General features: G+C 55.3%; 19 protein-coding genes and 1 tRNA gene. 12 read left to right on the top strand and 8 right to left on the bottom strand.

Translation table 11 applies throughout. The features are described from left to right. Positions 1-444: 444 nt before the first annotated feature. Complete coding sequence (locus H8E27_02310) at positions 445-675, top strand: hypothetical protein (protein ID MBC8324448.1); 231 nt, start codon at positions 445-447, stop codon at positions 673-675. Positions 676-719: 44 nt separating this feature from the next. Here H8E27_02310 and H8E27_02305 read toward each other — a convergent pair whose 3' ends face one another. From H8E27_02305 to H8E27_02295, 3 genes are all read right to left on the bottom strand, one after another. After that, on the bottom strand, positions 720-1,523 hold the full coding sequence (locus H8E27_02305) for a hypothetical protein (protein ID MBC8324447.1): 804 nt from the start codon (positions 1,521-1,523) through the stop codon (positions 720-722). Between the two features lie 641 nt (positions 1,524-2,164). Further along, positions 2,165-2,240, bottom strand: a tRNA-Lys gene (locus H8E27_02300). 441 nt (positions 2,241-2,681) lie between these two features. Next, positions 2,682-3,641, bottom strand: a complete 960-nt coding sequence (locus H8E27_02295; protein ID MBC8324446.1) for a DUF1080 domain-containing protein — start codon at positions 3,639-3,641, stop codon at positions 2,682-2,684. 132 nt (positions 3,642-3,773) lie between these two features. Here H8E27_02295 and H8E27_02290 point away from each other — a divergent pair, with 132 nt between their 5' ends. Together H8E27_02290 and H8E27_02285 are read left to right on the top strand one after the other, a co-directional pair. Beyond that, positions 3,774-4,301 (top strand): peroxiredoxin, encoded by a 528-nt coding sequence (locus H8E27_02290; protein MBC8324445.1) that lies wholly within the window; start codon positions 3,774-3,776, stop codon positions 4,299-4,301. Further along, on the top strand, positions 4,298-5,227 hold the full coding sequence (locus tag H8E27_02285) for a GDP-L-fucose synthase (protein MBC8324444.1): 930 nt from the start codon (positions 4,298-4,300) through the stop codon (positions 5,225-5,227). The genes H8E27_02290 and H8E27_02285 overlap by 4 nt, the downstream gene beginning before the upstream one ends. Before the next feature lie 3 nt (positions 5,228-5,230). Here the strand turns inward: H8E27_02285 and H8E27_02280 are convergent, their stop codons facing one another. Continuing rightward, positions 5,231-6,214 carry a GDP-mannose 4,6-dehydratase gene (locus tag H8E27_02280; protein ID MBC8324443.1) on the bottom strand — a complete coding sequence of 328 codons (984 nt, stop codon included), beginning with the start codon at positions 6,212-6,214 and terminating at the stop codon, positions 5,231-5,233. Next, positions 6,211-7,224, bottom strand: a complete 1,014-nt coding sequence (gmd, locus tag H8E27_02275) for a GDP-mannose 4,6-dehydratase (GenBank protein MBC8324442.1) — start codon at positions 7,222-7,224, stop codon at positions 6,211-6,213. The genes H8E27_02280 and gmd overlap by 4 nt, the downstream gene beginning before the upstream one ends. Before the next feature lie 284 nt (positions 7,225-7,508). Here gmd and H8E27_02270 point away from each other — a divergent pair, with 284 nt between their 5' ends. Continuing rightward, the gene (locus H8E27_02270) at positions 7,509-9,620 is read left to right on the top strand and encodes a thioredoxin domain-containing protein (protein ID MBC8324441.1); all 2,112 of its coding nucleotides are present in this window, start codon (positions 7,509-7,511) and stop codon (positions 9,618-9,620) included. 68 nt (positions 9,621-9,688) lie between these two features. After that, positions 9,689-9,907, top strand: a complete 219-nt coding sequence (locus H8E27_02265; protein MBC8324440.1) for a hypothetical protein — start codon at positions 9,689-9,691, stop codon at positions 9,905-9,907. A gap of 18 nt (positions 9,908-9,925) precedes the next feature. Here the strand turns inward: H8E27_02265 and H8E27_02260 are convergent, their stop codons facing one another. Continuing rightward, on the bottom strand, positions 9,926-10,345 hold the full coding sequence (locus H8E27_02260; protein ID MBC8324439.1) for an Rrf2 family transcriptional regulator: 420 nt from the start codon (positions 10,343-10,345) through the stop codon (positions 9,926-9,928). A gap of 34 nt (positions 10,346-10,379) precedes the next feature. Here H8E27_02260 and H8E27_02255 point away from each other — a divergent pair, with 34 nt between their 5' ends. The 6 genes from H8E27_02255 (at position 10,380) to H8E27_02230 (ending at position 16,939) form a co-directional block, all read left to right on the top strand. Further along, entirely contained in the window at positions 10,380-11,135 is a 756-nt protein-coding gene (locus H8E27_02255) for a radical SAM protein (protein ID MBC8324438.1), read from the top strand. A 135-nt stretch (positions 11,136-11,270) separates the two neighbouring features. Beyond that, entirely contained in the window at positions 11,271-12,575 is a 1,305-nt protein-coding gene (locus H8E27_02250; protein MBC8324437.1) for an aspartate aminotransferase family protein, read from the top strand. Continuing rightward, positions 12,572-13,399 carry a ribosomal RNA small subunit methyltransferase A gene (rsmA, locus tag H8E27_02245; GenBank protein MBC8324436.1) on the top strand — a complete coding sequence of 276 codons (828 nt, stop codon included), beginning with the start codon at positions 12,572-12,574 and terminating at the stop codon, positions 13,397-13,399. Before H8E27_02250 ends, rsmA begins: the two co-directional genes overlap by 4 nt. Positions 13,400-13,457: 58 nt before the next feature. Then, entirely contained in the window at positions 13,458-13,961 is a 504-nt protein-coding gene (locus H8E27_02240; protein ID MBC8324435.1) for an NUDIX domain-containing protein, read from the top strand. Positions 13,962-14,071: 110 nt separating this feature from the next. Beyond that, positions 14,072-15,091, top strand: a complete 1,020-nt coding sequence (locus H8E27_02235) for a hypothetical protein (protein MBC8324434.1) — start codon at positions 14,072-14,074, stop codon at positions 15,089-15,091. A gap of 27 nt (positions 15,092-15,118) precedes the next feature. Next, positions 15,119-16,939, top strand: coding sequence for a hypothetical protein (locus tag H8E27_02230; GenBank protein MBC8324433.1), 1,821 nt, complete (start codon positions 15,119-15,121; stop codon positions 16,937-16,939). Between the two features lie 94 nt (positions 16,940-17,033). Here H8E27_02230 and H8E27_02225 read toward each other — a convergent pair whose 3' ends face one another. Both H8E27_02225 and H8E27_02220 read right to left on the bottom strand, forming a co-directional pair. Beyond that, positions 17,034-18,536, bottom strand: coding sequence for a terpene cyclase/mutase family protein (locus tag H8E27_02225; GenBank protein ID MBC8324432.1), 1,503 nt, complete (start codon positions 18,534-18,536; stop codon positions 17,034-17,036). A gap of 98 nt (positions 18,537-18,634) precedes the next feature. After that, positions 18,635-19,381 (bottom strand): 2-phosphosulfolactate phosphatase, encoded by a 747-nt coding sequence (locus tag H8E27_02220; GenBank protein MBC8324431.1) that lies wholly within the window; start codon positions 19,379-19,381, stop codon positions 18,635-18,637. 562 nt (positions 19,382-19,943) lie between these two features. Here H8E27_02220 and H8E27_02215 point away from each other — a divergent pair. Continuing rightward, a partial coding sequence (locus H8E27_02215) for a PQQ-binding-like beta-propeller repeat protein (protein MBC8324430.1) occupies positions 19,944-20,166 on the top strand: 223 nt, incomplete at its 3' end.

Here is a 20,166-nt window from a genome sequence, read left to right as displayed (position 1 = left end):
GGGGCCGGTGGGGTGGTTTGGGGGGGGGTCAGGGTGGGGGGGGGTTTTTTTGGCCAACCCGGGGTGGGTGTGTGCGGGTGGGGTTTGGTGGGTTTTGTGCGGACCGCCTTTCCAACAAAGGGGGCCAGAAATCGCGCGGGCCTCCTTGGCGCCACGTTGGGCCCCCCCCCCCCCCCCCCCCCCCCCCCCCGCCCCCCCCGCCACCACCGCCACCACCGCAATCATCAAGAGAATCTGTTTCATGCCCGCCACCCTACCAACGCACCGGCTCTGGTGTAAATTCTGTTGGGGTCTGAAAACAATTTGCCTAATGAAATCTCAAGCTTTCTCACGCAAAGACGCTGCCTGAAAGTTAGAATTACTTCCCGCTAATGTGCTGAGAAAGAGAGGCCTTGATAGCTAGGGTTTCTCAAAATCCAAAAATGTGGCATATAAATCATAAAAATGACGATCGTCCTTTTATTTTTATCCTATGGCGGTTTTGTGTTCGGAGTTGAATACGAAGGAGAGTCAGAGGCTTCAATGGTGGAGGTGTTTTCAAAAGATGAGATTAATGAGCTTATTAGGCTTCTAGAAGACGAAGCTAATCGGTGTAATGAAACAATTATTCCGATTTTGGGCCCAAATGAGAGGCTTAGGCCAGCGCAGGACTTGGATAGTCAAGCAGATCGCTAGCTCAATCTTTCAAGGTTTTGGATGAAGTTCTTAATCACGCAGCATCAACTGTTGCGTGCCCTAACTTCCCCCTTGAGCATTAACTCTCTTGCTTTCTTCCTCCGTGCCACACTATCTGCCGAACCGAGTTGATACAGTATTTTTCCAGACCGAACTAGGCCTACTACTGTTATGGCTACAAAAAGCCCACTGATGATAAGAAAAACTCTAGCGCCGGAATCACTCAGCTGATCACTCAGTGTTACCACCCAAAAACCGATGCTTAACAAATAACATCCTATTAGTAGGTATCTAGCTTCATTGTATCTCCAGTAAACACATAAAGTTAGCCAGAAATAAATCACCGCACCAAGTAAGGCGAAGGGGCTAACTGACTCATATCCAAGGAATACCATCTCCGTTTGGAAGAAATATTTTTTCATTATCAATCCCACTAAGGAGCTTAGGGATAAAAGGAACGATGGGCTGAGGGCAATCAGCAATTGCTGGGAAAGTTTTTCCTCAGCTTTTTCGGCAGCTTTCTCTGGGTCGAACCCTTCGTATTCTGAAAAAGGCGAATAGTAATAAGCAGGGTGCCAGGAATGATATTTGTCAGGACCATCAATTGTCATCTTCTGTTGGGGGAGAATCTGCCCTAATTTGATTCTGTCGATAACCTCATTGGTCTTGTAACGCTCTGGCTCCTTGTCCTCTCGCTTTACTAGAAAAGTAGCGACCGCATAATCATCAGCTTTGAGAGTAGTCGCATTAGTGGGGGCGGGTTCAGGGCATCCGCAGTATGGACATGGCTCCGCTTCTTTATGAATGATGGAGCCACAACCATTTTCGCGACATTGGATAAAAGGCAACAACTCAATGATTGGGTCAGCGCAATTACATTGGGGACAACATTCTGCTTCTGTGCTTGTCTTGTTTTCGCATTTTCTACATTCGACCAGTTGCCAAGATTGGCCTGAACAACTCAGTGGATGTCCACACTTCAGGCAAATGCTCCTTTCATAATCCACATCGCCCCCACAAGCTTGGCACTCAACTGGTGCTGGTGTCTCACAATTACAATGAGGGCAGTCTTTAGCGTTAGGACTTATGATGTTTTCGCATTTCCTACATTTTACCGTTGAAGCGCTTGACTCTTTGGCTTCAAGAGGGTTGGGGTCGCCGCAAGTTGGGCATGATTTATTTTCCTCATAAATCCATCCTTCACATATTTTGCATTTGGGTGGAACAGGGTCACTGAGGCCGCAATGTGGGCAGGACTCAGCTTCGGTGCTAATTTTCCATTCACATTTTAAACAATTCGTTAGAGACATCGTGAAAAATACTATTACCGGCCACACCACCCTACGCCTCTCCGGCTCTGGTGTAAATGCTTTTGGGGGCTGAAAACAATTTGCCTAATGAAATCTCACGCTTTCTCACGCATAATTCGGTGAGAAATGGTGATATTGAGAAAAGGCGATTTTAGAAACGTAAGAAAGCCCGCGTTTTCTGGTAGGAGCGCGGGGGCTCGAACCCCGGACCAATGGCTTAAAAGGCCACTGCTCTACCAACTGAGCTACACTCCCGTCAGTGGGGCGCGCAGTGTAGCGGGCAATTCCGTGCAATCAAGCAAATTGAAGAGGCTAAGCGTTTTTTGTGCGAACAGCGCCGAGGGGTTGGAAACCGGCTGGTTATCAGAGGTGTTGCCAATCCCTGGGCTGTGAACATCCTGCGAATGATAATTGCCTAAAAGGGGTTGCCAGCCTCCAGACCTTTTGGTAGAAGAGGCGCCTCTACGGATGCCCCCATCCAATCCGTAGAACTATAACCGTCGCGGCGACGCCCACCACCCAGCCGCGGCGGTTCCTTTTTTGGGGATAGAACTTTAAATGCGCAGCGGATGATGGCAGGGTAAAGCCATGATGATTGCGGCAGATTTAGGCTTCGAAATGGTGGCGCTCATTGGCTCCATCATCTTCGGAATCTGCGCTGCCATCTGGTTTTGGGTGGAGCTGCATTGAAGAATTTTACTTCTCCAAAACCCAAATATTTCGGTACCGAACAGGGTTACCGTGGTTTTGCAAATGTATAAATCCCGGATCGGGGCCTTCGGCTAATGGGCTGGCGGTAGTGCGTTTGGGGAGTTTCACTTGGTCGTGAATCTTCACGCCGTTGTGGAAAACGGTGATGACCGCGTCAGCCACCTTCTTGCCGTCCTTGAATTGAGCAGCGGTGAAGTCGATGTCGTACGTTTGCCACGAAAGCGGCGGGAAACACATATTCACGTCGGGGGCTTTGATGGTGTAGATACCGCCGCATTCGTTGTGTTTACCGGCGAGGCCGAAGGAGTCGAGCATCTGCACCTCGTACCGGCCTTGCAGATAACAGCCGCTGTTGCCCCGCCCTTGCCCGCGCGCTTTGGGTTGGAAAGGGAGACGAAACTCAATGTGCAACCGATGGCTTTGAAAACGTTGAACGCTGTTCGCGCCTTGCTCGAGCAAACCGTCCTTTGTGATTTTGCCGGGCTTGAATTGTTTGGCATCCGTGCCATCGAACAGGATGGTCGCGCCCTTGGGCGGACGGCTGCCGAGCGTGGGGCTTTTACGTTGGATGGCTTCGAGCTTGAGCGCATCCGCGTTGGGCGCGGTGAGGCGCAGTGTGCCGCCGGTGATTTGCGCGGCCCAGCCATTGGCCTCGGGGAAATTCGCGCCGGAGGTGGTGGCGGCGCCGTCGAGTTCGATCTTTTTGCCTTTGTCCCAGCCAGCGCCGGGCAAGCCCCCTTTATGAATCACAGCACGGTACTTGCCATCACCCAGCGCGATCACCTGCACGCCGGCGAGTTTGACGGCATATTCACCCTGGATTTGGAATGCAGCTCCGGCATCCTTGGCGTTGAGAAATGCCCCGGCTTTTGGCGCGGCAACTGTGGGTTGAGAAATGCAAATGGCGAAAAACGGCCCAAGAACGATTTTTTTTAAGTGTGTCATGGTGGAATGGATTCGGCGAAACCATACTCCAATACCGGCACGAGGCAAGTCACACTTGAAGAAAAAACGATTTGAACCAGTCGAATAAAATGATACAGTCGCGCTTTCCCACACTTTGAGCGGTTAAAACGAATGAGAATCATTTTTGCATTGATGTGTATGGGGGCGATCACCGCCTCCGCCACCGACTTGGCCAGATTGCCCAAAGTGGGCGCGGCCGCGCCGGGCATCCAATGCCGCGATCAGGCTAATAAACCGTGGAGCCTTGCCGACACGCTGGAGCGGCACGATGTGAAGGCGGTGTTGCTTTATTTTTATCCCAAAGACGACACCCCCGCCTGCACCAAACAAGCCCTCGCCCTGCGCGACAACGTGGGCACGCTCGGACAAAAAGGCGTGCAAGTGGTGGGCGTAAGTTTTGACACCATCGCCAGTCACCAGCGCTTCATCAAGAAATCCCAACTCAACTTTACATTGCTCTCCGATCCCAATGGCAAAGTAGCCGATACTTATGGCGTACGCGTTCCCAATCGCGCACTGGCCCGTCGCGTGAGTTTTCTCATTGGCAAGAACGGCAAAATCCTCGCCGTCCACGATAACCGAAACCCCGCCCAGCACCTGCCCAAAATGCAGGCGGCCATCGAAGCACATCTCCATTGACAGTCGACGCCCGCATTTACGTGGCCGGCCATCGCGGCCTTGCGGGCAGCGCCATCTGGCGCGCGCTCGAAGCAGTCGGGCACACCAATCTCATCGGGCGTACCCACGCGGAATTGGATTTGCTGGACACCGCTGCGGTGGAAAAATTTTTTGAGACGGAAACTCCTGAGTACATTTTCATCGCCGCCGCGCGCGTGGGCGGCATCAAGGCCAACAGCACGTTGCCCGCGCAGTTTCTGTTTGAAAATCTACGCATCCAAAATAATCTCATCGACGGGGCCCATCGGCACGGCGTGAAGAAGGTGCTCTTTCTTGGCAGCTCCTGTATTTATCCCAAACTGTCGCCTCAACCGATGCAGGAGGCGCACTTACTCACCGGCCCGTTAGAGCCCACCAACGAATGGTACGCGATTGCAAAAATTGCCGGCATCAAAATGTGCCAAGCCTATCGACGGCAATACGGTTGCGATTTTATTGCCGCAATGCCGACGAATCTTTACGGGCCGAATGACAATTATGATCCGGAGGGATCGCACGTGTTACCGGCGATGATCCGGCGTTTTCACGAAGCCAAAACGAGCGGAGCCGAATCAGTGAGTTGCTGGGGCAGCGGCTCGCCGTTGCGGGAGTTTTTACACAGTGATGACTTGGCACGCGCCTGTGTTTTCCTCATGGAAAATTTCAGCGAGGAAAATTTTATCAACGTCGGTCTCGGCACGGAATTATCCATTCGCGAACTTTCGGAATTGGTTGCCGACGTGGTGGGATACCAAGGCACTCTTGATTGGGACACCTCTCAACCCGACGGCACCCCGCGCAAGTTAATGGATGGCTCCCGGCTCGAAGCGATGGGCTGGAAGCCGCAAGTCGATTTGCGCAAGGGCATCGCGGCGGCGTACGCCGAGTTTCAGGAAAAGTACGCCTAATCATTAACCGAACGCCCGCAATTCGGCTTCGGTCATTTCACGGATTAAATCTTCAAAAGTTGTTTTCGCTTCCCAACCGAGTTGCTCTTTGGCACGAGTGGGATTACCGAGCAAACGCGAGGGCTCGGCGGGGCGCATGAAACGTTCGTCGCGTTTAATGTAATCGGGGGCATTCAAATCCACCGTGGCGAAAGCAAGATCCACGATGTCCTGCACGGTGTGGAGTTTACCTGTGGCGAAAATATAATCGGCGGCGGTGTCGTGTTGCAACGCGAGCCACATGCCGCGCACGGTGTCGCGGGCATCGCCCCAATCGCGCTTGGCACTGGTGTCGCCCAACAGCAATTCCTTTTGCCGTCCGGCCTTGATGGCGGCGGCGGCGCGGCAGATTTTTCGCGTCACAAAATTTTCACCGCGACGGGGCGACTCGTGATTGTACGCAATGCCGTTGCAGGCGAAGAGGCCGTGGGTTTCCCGGTACACACGCGTCATTTGTGTTGCGAAGGATTTGGCCACCCCGTAGGGGTTCACCGGCAAGTGCGGGGTGGATTCGTCCTGCGGCGAAACTTCGGGGCGTCCAAAAATTTCACTGGAAGAGGCGTGATATAAACGCGGCGCCTTCGGAAGGTCACGCATCATTTCCAGCAAACGCAGCGTGCCGATGGCGGTCATATCGGCGGTGGCTTCGGGGATTTCGAAGCTCAAGCCCACATGACTTTGGCCGGCGAGGTGATACAGTTCATCGGGCGCGGCTTTTTCCAGCATCCGGCGGAGCGTTGTGGGATCGTCCAGCTCGGCATAATGCAGGAAGAGGGATTGGTTATAAATTTCCGGATTATGATAAAGATGATCGAGGCGCGATCGTTTCAGCGTGCTCGTGCGGCGGACGAGGCCGTGGACTTCGTAGCCTTTTTCCAAAAGCAAATCAGCGAGGTATGAGCCGTCTTGGCCCGTGATGCCGGTGATCAATGCGCGGGGACGGCTCATTCGCGTTCCACGAGTTTACCGGCTCGTTGATCGGCCAGCAGTTGCACGTCGGCATCGACCATTAGCTTGGCGAGTTCGGCGAATTTCACTTGGGCTTCCCAGCCGAGTTTTTCTTTTGCCTTGGCGGGATCGCCCACGAGCAATTCTACTTCAGCGGGGCGATAATAGCGCGGGTCGATTTCCACATAGTCTTCCCAATTAAGATCCACGCGATCGAAGGCGACCTCAAGAAATTCACGGATGGTGCGCGTCTCGCCGGTGGCCACCACGTAGTCGTCCGGCTCATCCTGTTGGAGCATCCGCCACATTGCGTCCACGTATTCCTTGGCGTAGCCCCAGTCGCGCTTGGCATCGAGGTTGCCGAGGTAAAGTTTGTCCTGCAAACCGGCGGCGATGCGAGCCACGGCTCGGGTGATCTTGCGGGTGACAAATGTTTCGCCACGGCGCGGCGATTCGTGATTGAACAAAATACCGTTGCTCGCGTGCATCCCGTAAGATTCGCGATAGTTCACCGTCACCCAAAACGAATACACCTTCGCGCAACCGTAAGGACTGCGCGGATAAAACGGCGTGGTTTCCGTTTGGGGCACCTCCGCCACTTTGCCAAACATTTCACTGGAGGAGGCCTGATAAAAACGCGGTTTGATGCCCACCTCGCGAATGGCTTCGAGCAGGCGCACGGTGCCGGTGGCGGTGATGTCAGTGGTGTACTCGGGCGCATCAAAGCTCACGCGCACATGGCTTTGGGCGGCGAGATTGTAAACCTCGGCTGGCTCGATCTTGCTGATCAATCGCGCCATTCCGCTGGCGTCACTGAGATCGCCGTAGTGTAGCTTCAGTCGATTATCCTCCACGTGAGGATCCTGATAAATGGCATCCAGCCGTCCCGTGTTAAACGTACTGGCACGGCGGATGATCCCGTGGACCTCGTAGCCTTTTTCCAGAAGTAACTCAGCCAGATAAGAGCCATCCTGGCCGGTGATGCCGGTGATGAGCGCGGTTTTTGCCATACGGAGTGAACGTGGCGTGTGGTGGCGCGGGTTGGCAAGTCTTTTACGATTCTGCAATCTGCATCCCGACTTGCGCTGTAGGCACTTTGCTGCATACTCCGCCGATGCGCGCATCCACATTTTACAGCACTTTTTTGACCGCCACCCTGTTGACGTGGGGCTGTGGTCAACCCGGGGAACTTCCCGCCACCTCAAGACCAACGTCTACCAACACCGTTCCTTCAACCAACTCCAATACGACAGTTGGCAACATTGGGCAACAACATCCCACTCCAGAAACAAACGTGAAACCCAACTCAACACCCCACACCAATCGACTCGCCAAGGAAAAATCTCCGTACCTGCTGCAGCATGCGCATAATCCAATCGACTGGTTTCCGTGGGGCGAGGAAGCATTTGCCAAGGCAAAAAAAGAGGATAAACCGATCTTTCTCTCCATCGGCTATTCCACCTGCCACTGGTGCCACGTGATGGAACGCGAAAGTTTTGAGGATGAGGAAGTGGGTGTGTTGCTCAACAAACATTTCATTTGCATCAAGCTCGACCGCGAAGAACGGCCGGATGTTGACAAGATTTATATGTCTTTCGTGCAGGCCACCACCGGCGGGGGCGGTTGGCCGATGAGCGTGTTTCTCACCCCCGAAAAAAACCCATTCTTTGGCGGCACCTATTATCCAAAGAAAGATTTCATGTCACTCTGTGGCCGCGTAAACGAATTTTGGAATGACGCAGAAAAACGCCCCCTCATCGAGAGGGATGCAAAAAGAATGCGGGAAGGCTTAGCCGAAGCCACCGCCCGTAAGCCCGACCCAAACGCCAAGCTCAATTACGGACTGCTCACCAACGGCCTCGCGGAAATCAAGGCCACTTATGATCCACGCTTCGGAGGGTTTGGCGATAAACCAAAATTCCCACGGCCCAGCGAACCGGCATTTGTACTGTGGCAATCGGCGCGCGCCGATGATGCCGATGGCATTCGGATGGTCACTCACACCTGCGAACAGATGGCGGCCGGCGGGATGTACGATCAACTCGGCGGCGGGTTTGCCCGCTATTCGGTGGATGAAAAATGGTTGGTCCCGCATTTTGAGAAAATGCTCTACGACAATGCCCAACTCATTCATTTGTATCTCGACGCTTATTTGGTGAGCAGCGATGAGCGCCACGCCGCCGTAGTGCGCGACATCCTCCGCTACCTCGCGCGCGATATGACGCACAAAGGCGGCGGCTGGTATTCCGCTGAAGACGCAGACAGCGAAGGGCAGGAAGGTAAATTTTATTGTTGGACTAAAGCCGAGCTAGAAAAAATCCTCAACGCCGAGGAAGCCGCACTTATCACCCGCCATTACGGCATCACCGAACACGGCAATTTTGAAGATCACAGCCATCCCGAGCCGCTGAAAAACCTCAACATCTTGAGCATCGTGGATCCCAAGCTCACCGATGCCGACAAAGTGTTGCTCGCTTCCGCACGCAAAAAAATGGACGCCGTGCGCGCCAAACGCATCCGCCCGCATTTGGACGACAAAATCCTATCCAGCTGGAACGGACTGATGCTCGGCGCCGTGGCCCGCGCTTACGCGGTGCTCGGCGATGCGCCTTATTTGAAAATGGCCGAGGCCAATAACGCCTTCATCCTCAATACGTTTTGGGATGCCAAAACCAAAACGATGTATCATCGCTGGCGCGATGGCGCGCGCGACTCGGTGCAACTGCTCGATGCCTACGCCTTCCAACTCGACGGCACGCTGCATCTCTACGAAGCCACGCTCAAGCCCGAGCATCTCACGCAAGCGATCGCTTTGGCCGATCGAATGATCGAGTTGTTTTATGATGATGAAAACGGTGGATTTTTCCAGGCTATGGGAGGCGAAGATTTGATCGTGCGCGCCAAGGAAGATTACGACGGCGCAATGCCTTCGGCCAATTCAGTGGCGTCACTCGCATTACTGAAGCTACACAAAATGACCGAGAAAAAAGTGTATCGCGATAAAGCAGGAGCCACGCTCAAATTATTCGCACTCAATCTGGACCGCGGCGCGCGCGGAGTACCATATCTGATGATGGCGCTGGATTTTTATTTGCACGAACCCTACCGCGTGGTGGTGGCCGGCGCACCCGACGATGCCGCCACTCAAAAAATCCTGCGCGCGGTGCACGGCCAATATCAGCCCAACCGAATCGTGCTGGGCACAACTGGGCCGGTGGAGGAATTTGCCAAATCGCTCAAGCCCGGCAAGGACGGGCCTAAAGCCTTCATTTGTTCCGGTCGCGAGTGCAAGCAGCCGACGCACGTGATGGCCGAGATCCAAAAATATCTCCAACCCGCCCCACCCACTTCGGTAGATCTGCTGGATGAACAGGAAAAAACACCTGAAAAACCAAAATCCGACTAAGTTTTTACAGGAATCGAATTGTCCGCAATCGGTTCTCGTGGTAAGTTGATGCGTGGGAGGAAAACGGTATGGATAAAAAAACAAAATTCGGAATCACGCTCGTGGTGACCGCAATGTTGGTCGTCGGCGGCGTGGTGCTCGTCACCAAACAATCCAGCGATAAAGTTTGCGAATATTGTGGCGAAACGGTGGTGAATCTTGGGATGCACCAAATATCGTGCGAAAAAAATCCCAACGACGCCACGATGAACACCCAAGGAACGGGCAAGGTGCGCAACAACGACTAGCGCTGACTAGCTCAACAACTATATATAGTACATCTCGCGGTCGCGCCCGCTGGCCTCGAGGATTTGCGCGAAGCTGACTTGGTCAGCCGATTCGGTGAGCGCCATACTTGCGGTCTTCCACGCCTCGCGCAGTCCCGCCGGGCAAGCTTCATCCGCAATCGCCGGCACATCCAAAATGGACCCCTCCGATGCGCGCCATACCATCCCCAACGTGATTTCCTCCGGCGCCTTTGCCAGCCGATAACCACCCTGCTTTCCGCGCACGCTATCCACCAAACCCGCGCCTTTCATTTCAATCAAAATTTGCACCAAATAATTGGCGGAAGTCCCCACCGTCTCGGCTAGATCTTCCACCTTCCGCGCCGGCCCTTCGCGCGGCCACGACGCCAACGCCAACACCGCCCGCGCGGCATAATCGGTTTTTACTGAAAGTTTCACGGGCCGAACCTATGGGCCCAAAAGCCATCCGCCAATGGAATTCTTGGCCGATGACATCTTCATCGCTATAACCCACCCCGTGAGCGGCACGTTACGCGTCCATGAAATTTATCTGAGCCTGCAGGGCGAAAGCACCTTTGCCGGGTTGCCGTGTGTGTTCATTCGACTCACCGGCTGTGATCTGCGCTGCTCGTATTGCGACACGGCCTATGCGTTTACCGGTGGCGAAACGCTCACGCTCGATTCGATTTTGGAGAAGACCTCCGCGCTGGCCGAAGGGTATCCCGAGCCGCCGTTAGTCGAACTCACCGGTGGCGAGCCGCTGCTGCAAAAGGAAACCCCTGCCCTACTCGCCGCCCTAGCCGATCGCGGGTTTACCGTGTTACTGGAAACCAGCGGCGCGCATGACATCAGCGGCGTGGATGCGCGCGTCCATCGCATCGTCGACCTCAAGTGCCCCAGCAGCGGCGAGAGCGAACGCAACCTGCCGGCCAACCTCCAGCACCTTCGTGCCTCGGACGAAGTGAAATGCGTGATCGGCACGCGCGAGGATTATGACTGGGCCAAGACACAACTCCGCCAGCTCTTCGGTACATGTGAGGTGCTCTTCTCGTGGGTGAATCCGTTGGAACCCGAACAGCAAAGCGATGTGCTCAAGCCTGTGCCCGCCGATCACACGCCCCTCACCCGCCGCGAACTCGCCGAGGCCATCACCGCCGATCGCCTTCCCGTCCGGTTCCAACTCCAACAACACAAACATATTTGGCCAGCCGAAGAACGCGGTGTTTAAACCATCACCCCAGAGTCACAGAGAAAAACCCGATGACCAAAACCCAACCCCCAATTTGGACATTGGTAATTCCTTGGTCATTGGGATTTGCTCATTGGCCATTCCCCCTCTCTTTGCCTCTGTGGTAAAAAATAAATGAATCGCCACCTCAAACTCCTCAGCACTTACGAAAGCCCGAATGTCACGCACCAAGCGGAAGACGGCACGTGGCCGATTGTCTGGGAACGTGCGAAAGGCGTGCATGTTTGGGATACGGACGGCAACAAGTATCTCGACCTGACCGGCGCCTTCGCGGTCGCCGCCACGGGCCATGCGAATCCGCGCGTCACCCAAGCCGCCCAAGCGCAGTTCGCCAAGCTACCGCACGCGATGGGCGATGTGCATCCGCATCCGCTGAAGGGCGAACTGGCCCGCGCGCTCTCCAAACTCACCTTCGAGCGCTGGGCCAAACGGGAGTTTCAACAGGTACATTATCACTGTCTGCCCCACGAGATGCCGCCGCGCCATGCGAAAACCATTTTTTGCAACTCCGGTTTTGAGGCCGTGGAGGCCGCACTGAAGACCGCCCTGCTCGCCACCGATAAACCGGGCGTGATCGCCTTTGAAGGGGCCTACCACGGCCTTGGGTACGGCGCGTTGAACACCACGCATCGCGCGATGTTCCATAAACCTTTCCGCAAACAGCTCGGCAAGTTTAGTCACTTCGCGCAGTTCCCCGAGACAGAAGCCGCCTGCGCCGAGACTCTCGTGCATCTGGAAAAGCTATTTCAAAAACATTCCATCGGCGCCGTGCTCATGGAACCCATTCAGGGCCGAGCCGGTTTGCGAGTACCGCCACTACGGTTTTTGGGCGATCTCAAGGCCCTGTGCGAATCGCATCATGCGCTGCTGATCTGCGATGAAATCTACACCGGCTTCGGCCGCACCGGCGAATGGTTCGCCTGCGATTCATCGCAATTTTATCCGGACCTCATCTGCCTGGGCAAAGCGCTCACCAACGGCTTCCCGCTCAGTGCCTGCGTGGGCCGTGCCACGGTGATGGATCGCGCCTGGCCCGCCAGCGACGGCGAGGCCATCCACACCAGCACTTACCTCGGACATCCAGTCGGCTGCGCGATGGCGCTGGCGCAGATCAAGGAGTTGAAAGAGAAAAAACTCATTACCCAAACGCGCCGACTCGGGAAGAAATTTGAAAAGCTGTGCCAACGTTTCCCGATTGAAGGCGCACGCTATGTCGGCCGCGGTTTGATGACCGGCCTAGCCTTCAATCCCAACGATGGACCGCGCGTGCTGGCCGCCGTGAAGACCATGTTGCAGCGCGGCTACATCCTGTTACCCGCCGGCGAACACGGTCAAGTGATCGCCTTTTCGCCACCCCTGACTATCACTGAGAAACAACTCGAACGCACCCTCGCGACGCTGCAAAAGGTGATGTCATGAACCGAAACGAAATTCGCAGCACCTTGGATGAGGAATCCGTGCGCCTTTCCAAAGCGCTCGGTCAGAACCTGTTGCACGACCAAAATGTCCTGCGCCGCATCGCCAAAGCCGCCGATCTGCACCCCGCCGATCAGGCGTTGGAGATCGGCCCCGGCCTCGGCGCGCTCACGGAACATTTGTTGGCGGCCGTCGATCAACTTACCGCCATCGAAATGGACAAGCGCCTGCACGCGCATTTGTCCGAACGATTTGGCGCCACGGAAAAGCTCCGACTCATTCATGCCGATGCATTAAAATATTTCAGGAACACCGAGGTCGATTGGAGCGACTGGAAGCTGGTCTCAAATCTGCCCTACAACGTCGCTTCCCCGTTGCTGGTGGATCTTGCGGCTATGCCGCGCGGACCACAGCGACTGGTCGTCACCGTGCAATGGGAAGTTGGCCAACGGCTCGCTGCCTGTCATGCCACGCGCGAATACAGCAAACTCACCCTGCTCGTCGCCAGTCGGTATGAGGTGAAGGAAATTTTCAAAATTTCTCCGCACTGTTTCTTTCCCGAACCCCGCGTGGACTCCGCCTGCCTCACTCTCGACCGGCGTCCCGATCCGCTCTACCCCGATGCTCTGCATAAGCCTTTCACCGCTGTGGTAAAACGCGCCTTCAGTCAACGCCGCAAGATGATGCGCAAAAACCTCAAAGGCGGTTGGCCTGATGACCAACTCGACGCCGCCTTCGGCGCCGTGGATCTGGACCCCAAAATTCGCGCAGAGAAAGTAACCCTAGAGCAATTTGTGGCCCTTGCGAAGGAGTTGCATGATGTTTAACCACAGAGATTATATTCTCTCCACCCTCTCTGTGTTCCCTGTGTCTCTGTGGTAAAAAATGAATCCCGCCGAAGACATTTTTGACGTCGTCAACGAGCACGATGAGATCATCGATCAACAGCCGCGCAGCCTGGTGCATGCGCAGGGGTTGCGACATCGGGCGGCGCATGTACTGGTGTTCAATGAAGCCGGCGAAGCGTTTCTGCAGTTACGATCCAAACGGAAGGATAATCATCCCGGCGTATGGGACAACGCCTGCAGCGGCCACGTGGATGCCGGCGAAAGCTACGCGGTGGCGGCCGAACGCGAGTTGATGGAGGAGATCGGCCTGCTGGTGGAGGAACCGCTTGAAGAACTCTTCATGCTCGAGGCCGGTCCGGAAACCGGCATGGAGTTTGTGACCGTGTTCATGACCGAAGACGAAGGGCCCTTTGAATTGAACGCCGAGGAAATCGACGACGGCCGCTGGGCCACCCCCACCGAAATCCAAACCGCCCTCATAACCGAACCGGAAAAATACTCACCCACGTTCCGGATGATTTGGGAGCGACTCGCGCCTTAAACCAGAATACCAGGCAAGCTTTCCCTCATTGAGCCAGTCAATACTGGCTCTTTTTTTATCGATTAACGGCTGGATGAGCTTTGGCGATAGAGTGGGTTCAGCGAAAGCGCATGAACATTCTACTCGCCATCAACGCTGCAGCCGGCACGGGGAACACGCCCGCGCTGGGGCGAAACCTTGCCGAGATACTGCGAAAGCGTTTAGGGCATGAACATCACGTCAAACTCCATCGAGCTGACGGGCACGCAGCCATTCGGAATTCAGCGAAAACCTTTGCACGTCGGCATCCTGAAGACGGGGTGATTATTGCCGGCGGCGGTGGCGGCACCTTGCGGGCCGTGATCGAGGGCGTGGGAATGAATCGTCCGGATCACCGACTGCGCCTTGGCGCGCTGCGGATGGGTTCAGGCAATGTGATCGCCCGTCAACTGGGCATGGCCAAGGATCCGGTGGATGGAGTGGAGGAACTCGCCGCGCAACTGCTGCATCAAGCCGTCGCTGAATGCTGCGTCATTGGCTGCGATTTGAGTCATGAGGAAAAATCGACCGGCACGGTGTACGGCGCCACTTTGGGTGGGTTTGGTTTATTCGGCCGAGTACCACAGGCGTTGGAGGACTACCACGCCAATCACCCGCATTTGCACCACGTCACGGCCAAGGGCGTGGGCATCGAGCGGTTAACGAATCTGGAGTACGGTCTGTGTCTGGCCGGTTTATGCACCCGCGCAGCATGGGATCCACAAACGCTGCCGGAGATTGAACTGAAACAGGGTGAGCACACCGAATCTTTTCGCGTCTTAGCCGGAGCCTTGATGAATTTCCCACTGGGAGCGCTACCGTTCCAACCGGGCTTGGCGGTGGAAGATCCTGCCTTATCCCTCCACCTCATCCCCTACCGCAGCCGACTGCAGGCACTCAGCCTGGTGCCGCGCGCGAAAGCGTTGGCGAACGAGGCCAAGGTTTTCCGAATCACCAACGACACTCCCGTGACACTGCGTGTGGTTAGCGGGAAGCGCATGTCGTTCTTTATCGACGAAGACCCATTGGAGGCCGCCCAACTGACTCTGCGCATGGCCGGCACGTTACCATTTATTACAGGCAAAAATTACCAACCGAATCGAGCCCGATAAGTTGGCTCACTGAACAAGATGAATGACATGAAAAACAAACAACCCCAAGCCCTGCACGTGAGCGTGATCGGGATTGATGGCAGTGGCAAATCGACTTTCGCCGCCTCGTTGCCGATGTTGTTGGCTGCGGAGTATCAACTGCAGGCCGGCGGTGCTGGCGAAACGTACGTGGTGAACACGCCCGAGGAGGATCATTTGACCAGCGGGTTCGCGCCGGAAGGCCTGCCCTTTACCGCCCGCATCTCCACCCTGCTCAAGCGCTGGGCCAAACGCTTCACCAATCATCGGCGCATTTATCCGTTCCTAAAAGTACCACAGATGATGGCGCAGGACGCCGCGGCACGCCGGATGGAGTCCAAGTGGTCGCTGGACTGCGTGGTGAGCGACGGCAACACGCTCCTCTCTACCATGGGCCGGGCCGCAAATTATCTCTATCCCGCCAGTGAAGTGGAGCAGACCTACGAACCGAGCCCGGAGGATTTGGCCGCCATTTTGAACTACGTGCTGGACGGCCAACCGGTGCCCGAGGCAATTGCCGCGCGTCTGCCGAATCTCCGGCCCGGCCGCTGGCTGCACCAGATCACGCGCGCGTTGGGGCTACACAGTGTGTGGCTGCCTGATGTGGTGATCCTACTGAAGCTCGATCCGAAAATAGCCTTGGAACGCATCCACAGTCGCGGCCTGCAAATTGATCGGCACGAGAACGCCGATGATTTGGCTCAGACCCACGGCCGTTATCAGATCGCCCTCGAAACCATGCGCCGCGTGAAGGGCGAGGACTCGGTGATCACCATCGACGTCAACGGCAAGCAACCCGGCGAAGCCTTACGGACAGCGCTCAAGGCGCTTCGGCCGCACCTCCTCGCGCAGCAGGCAAAACGCCAGAACGCTCGGCCCCTAGGCACCACCGAAACCCAGCTCGCCGAGGGTGGCATCTGGAAAAAGGTGTTTAATCCGCGTTACGTGTTCGGCTACTTCATCCCACGCTTTTTCAACGGCGCCTGGCGCGAACCGTTCTTTCCCATCTCCAAACCCGGCCAACGCTTTCTCAAGGAAGGCTATTCCGGCGGCGTGATGAAGGAGATTTACGATCATCAACCCAACCAAGTCGGGCTGAGCGAACGCATCTTCCAAGGCTACCCTCTGCACCGTGCGGTGTACGACCGACTGCAGTTACTCAAGCAACACATTGAGCCCGAACTGGAACAACGGTTACGTTCGCAAGATCAGGTTACCGTGTTCACCGCCCCGAGCGGCTTTGCCTACGATCTGTTCGAGCCGCTGGAAAATATCGCTCACCGCGCTCCAGCGCTCATGAAAAAGGTTAAACTCATCGCAGCCGATCTTGATCCGCATGGGGTACTGGCACCTGAGTTAAGCACTCGCGCAGCAAGGCTGGGAATTAATTTCGAATTCCGCCAAGGCGACCTCAGTGAGAGTAAGTTCCGGAATGAATGCGCAGCCAATGGGCCATTTGATTTAGCGCTCTTCGTCGGCCTCTCAAGTTGGTTCCCCAAACCGGCCACACTCAATCACCTGCGTTGGCTTAAGCTAAATCTGAAATCAACCGGCAAACTGGTCACCGATTGTTTCACACCCGCCGGCTACTCACTCTCCGGCCGGTACGTCGGGTATCAGGCTCATTACTACTCCCCGCAACGTTACCGCATGCTGCTCGACACCGCCGGCTTCGACGGCCTCAACGCCACCGTCCAGTCCGGCCAGGACGCCCTCAACCACGTGGTCTTCGCCGAAGTGCAGCAGGAGAAGGCAAAACCACGTTCACGCGAACCAGAAACTGCCTCAAGGAAAGCGGCGTCCATTCGCCACCTTGCCGTTGTGGCCTGAATCAATCAACCAACCGCCGCCCTCACTCATCCTCATCCATAGCACACGCAATGGGATTCGTTTCACGTTGCTTAATCTCCAGTATTTCGATTCTTTAGTCTTTCAACCCCTCCAGTTCCTTGGCCCACGCCTTGTATTGCTTGGCCAATTCCTTGCACTTTGTAACGGCTGAACCCACCCCGCCTTTTTTGAGGATGGATGCAATATTATCCTGCTTTACACTAGGTTGATCCACTTGGACTCGTCCTGCCAATTTTGCCAAACCGAATTTTTTTTCGACCAAGGCTAATCGCTCCAGTTGGCGGGTCCAGTCCCACGCTACCTGAGCATTTTTCTCATGTTCCCTTGCCATCTTCAAAAGTTCGGTACGCAGCGGCTCTGGCAAGTCCTTGATATTTCGCCCAATCAGATCTCCAAAATGTTGTTTGATAAACTCCGCAGTCCGTTCGTTGGCCATCGCCAGTTTGCGGAGGCGCGTAGGAAAGCTATTGGCGTATGCCGCGCGATCCGCCGGGGTGAGGTCTCCTTTGGGCTTACCCAATATATACCGCAGATCTGACTCCACCTGATCCTTTGCCACTTTTGGCTTGAGAGAAGGCGCCAGTGACAAAAGGGCAAAGCACGTGGTTAACGAAGGACCAAAGTTACCCGACCAGCTTCCGTTGGGCAGCTGGGTCTCCTGCAGTTGCTGAAAATTCGCTTTACTCCAATCCGGCCAACTTTTGTGGCGGCCGTGATACATCGCCCGAGATACGTAATAGATTTGATAATGTTGATAATGCCCCTTGAACGCGCCCTGTTCTTTTTCCTTGGCCACCAGATATTTCATCCCGTGCGTGAACGAGTCGTTTTTCCGTAGCTCGCCCATTGGCCCGCGCAATGCCAGCATCGTCACGCCAATGGCGGTGCGCGGCAGGTTGGACCCCCCGGGACCGGTGTACCCAATGCCTCCGTCCGCGTTTTGGCATTGTTGTATAAATGTTAACCCATTATCGATGGCTACATCCGGCACTTTGATGCCTGCCTCACGCGCGGCGAACAATGCTTCGAGGATGCAACCGGTGACACACACATCCGCATCCGTGCTTTCGGGTGAATACCGCCAGGCTTTTTTGCGACTCCGCTTTTGGGCGGCAAGGATGAGGTCCACCGCCTTTTGCAAAGCAGCTTCCAGTCGGAGTTTCAATCGGGGATCCTTCACCTTTCCCTTGGCCTTGGCCAAAGCCAAGGTGGCATAGCCGTGATGGTACATCGATGAGCCAATGTACCCAGTCCCGCGATTTTGATTCCTCAAAATGAAATTCAACCCCTTCCCAATGGACTTTGCGTAGGGGCCTTGGTTGGGATCCTGTTCGTGTGCCAACATCGCCATCACGGCCAAGCCCACCACGCCCGGTTGTTTTCCATAATGATCCCGAACGCCTTCCTGAGTAAATGTCCCGTCCTCCTTTTGGTGACTTCGGAGAAATTCCAGCCCGCGACTGTACACGCGATCCATTTGCCGTTGCATCGCAGCCGGGTTGGCGGCCGCCTGTTGAGCGGCGAAGAGAGTGGTTTTTGAAAGGGCAATCCCAATTAGCAACAGAATGGCTTTCATAAAGTGATGGTAGATCGAATGCTGTTAGGTGCAAGTAATTATAATTCTTCTGTCCGATTAATAATATGATCTAGGCAGGCACACGCTCCCGCGCGTCCTTACTGGACGATCTGGCGAATCATGCCATCAGCAGCCAGTACGGCGATGAATTTTTGGGTGTCGCGTTGCAGGCAGAATGAGACATCTTCAGCGAGATCGGGGAGGCTCAAAAGACGCTTGGCGTTTTGGGCGTTAAGAATAGTTTCCTCGATGGGCGCGGAATTGGATAAAAACCTTGCCGCCGTTGTCGCGTCGCAACACTGGTCAGCATCTGCATCCAATGTTTCCGCCAAAGCCCCTGCGGCTAGCGTGTCTTCCAAAGCGGCTTCCTCAAAAGTGCCACCACAAACAAGCACCAGTCGCTTTGGTGACGCCTCGCGCAGGTGATCGATCGTTGCCTGAAGATTCAGAAAACTGCTGACCAATACTTCGCGAGCACCAAGGCTGGCACGCAGCGCACGGGTACCATTAGTAGTGGTCGTAATGAGGGTTTTTCCGGTGACGATTTCAGCGGTGTACTCGCGAGGAGAATTGCCGAGGTCAAAGTCCGTACCTTTCGCTTGCTCGGCCGTGATCCGCTGACCATGCCGTTCGCCGCACAGCAATGCCTCCGGATATTCGGCCTTGGCCGCTAGAGCCTCATCAATGGTGGCTACCGGCCGGATACGTTCCGCGCCATTGGCCAGCGCCGTCACCATGCTACTGGTAGCCCGCAGGATATCGAATACGACACAGGTGGTTTCGGATAAATCCGTCTGAGCCAGTGCCTCAAAGTCAGCTGGGGTGAAGGTGGTTTGCAATCTCACGGTAGCGGTTTATACGGGCGACAGGCTGCACGGGGCGACTCATATTCTTAATTTACGAGGGTTTCCGCCCTCCAGATGCTGATGCCGCGTCAAGCGCACGGTGGCCCTTTTTGATAGGGTAGACGGGGGTGAATTGGGGCAAGGTGGAACTTGCCCCTCCCGGGAGGGACGAGTTCCACCTCGTCCGTGTCTTGTTTCCGCCCGCCAAATGCTTGGTTCCGCCCGCCAAATGCTTGGTTCCGCCCGCCAAATGCTTGGTTCCACCCGCCAGATGCTTGGTTCCGCCCGCCAAATGCTTGGTTCCACCCGCCAGATGCTTGGTTCCACTTGCCAAATCCTTGGTTCCGCCCGCCAGATGCTTGGTTCCACTTGCCAACTACTTGGCAACGTCCGCCAACCACTTGGCAACGTCCGCCTAACGCTTGGTAAAACGGCCTAAATCGAGAATTATAACTGAAAACGGCTATTTTTATCCATTTTTTTGGATGAACGGCTTGTTCATTCAAGATCGGATGGGAATTCGGATTGTTGCGATATGGCGTGAGGCATAAGGTGGCGGCCCATGAAACAGATTCTCTTGATGATTGGGATGGTGGCGTTGGTGGGCTGCGGGAAGAAGGGGGCTGCCCCGAAACCCCAAGAGCATTCAAAAGCACCTCCAAAACCCGTCACTGTACTATGGGAATTTGAAACGCGAGGTCATGTGCACTCCTCCCCCGCCATTGGACCAGATGGCACGGTTTACGTCGGGTCAAGGGACAACAAGCTCTATGCCATCAAGACCG

The sequence above is a fragment of the Limisphaerales bacterium genome (assembly GCA_014382585.1).
Classification (GTDB): domain Bacteria; phylum Verrucomicrobiota; class Verrucomicrobiia; order Limisphaerales; family UBA1100; genus JACNJL01.
The sequence above is the reverse complement of the archived record's forward strand: the minus strand, read 5'-3'. Positions and strand labels throughout refer to the sequence as shown.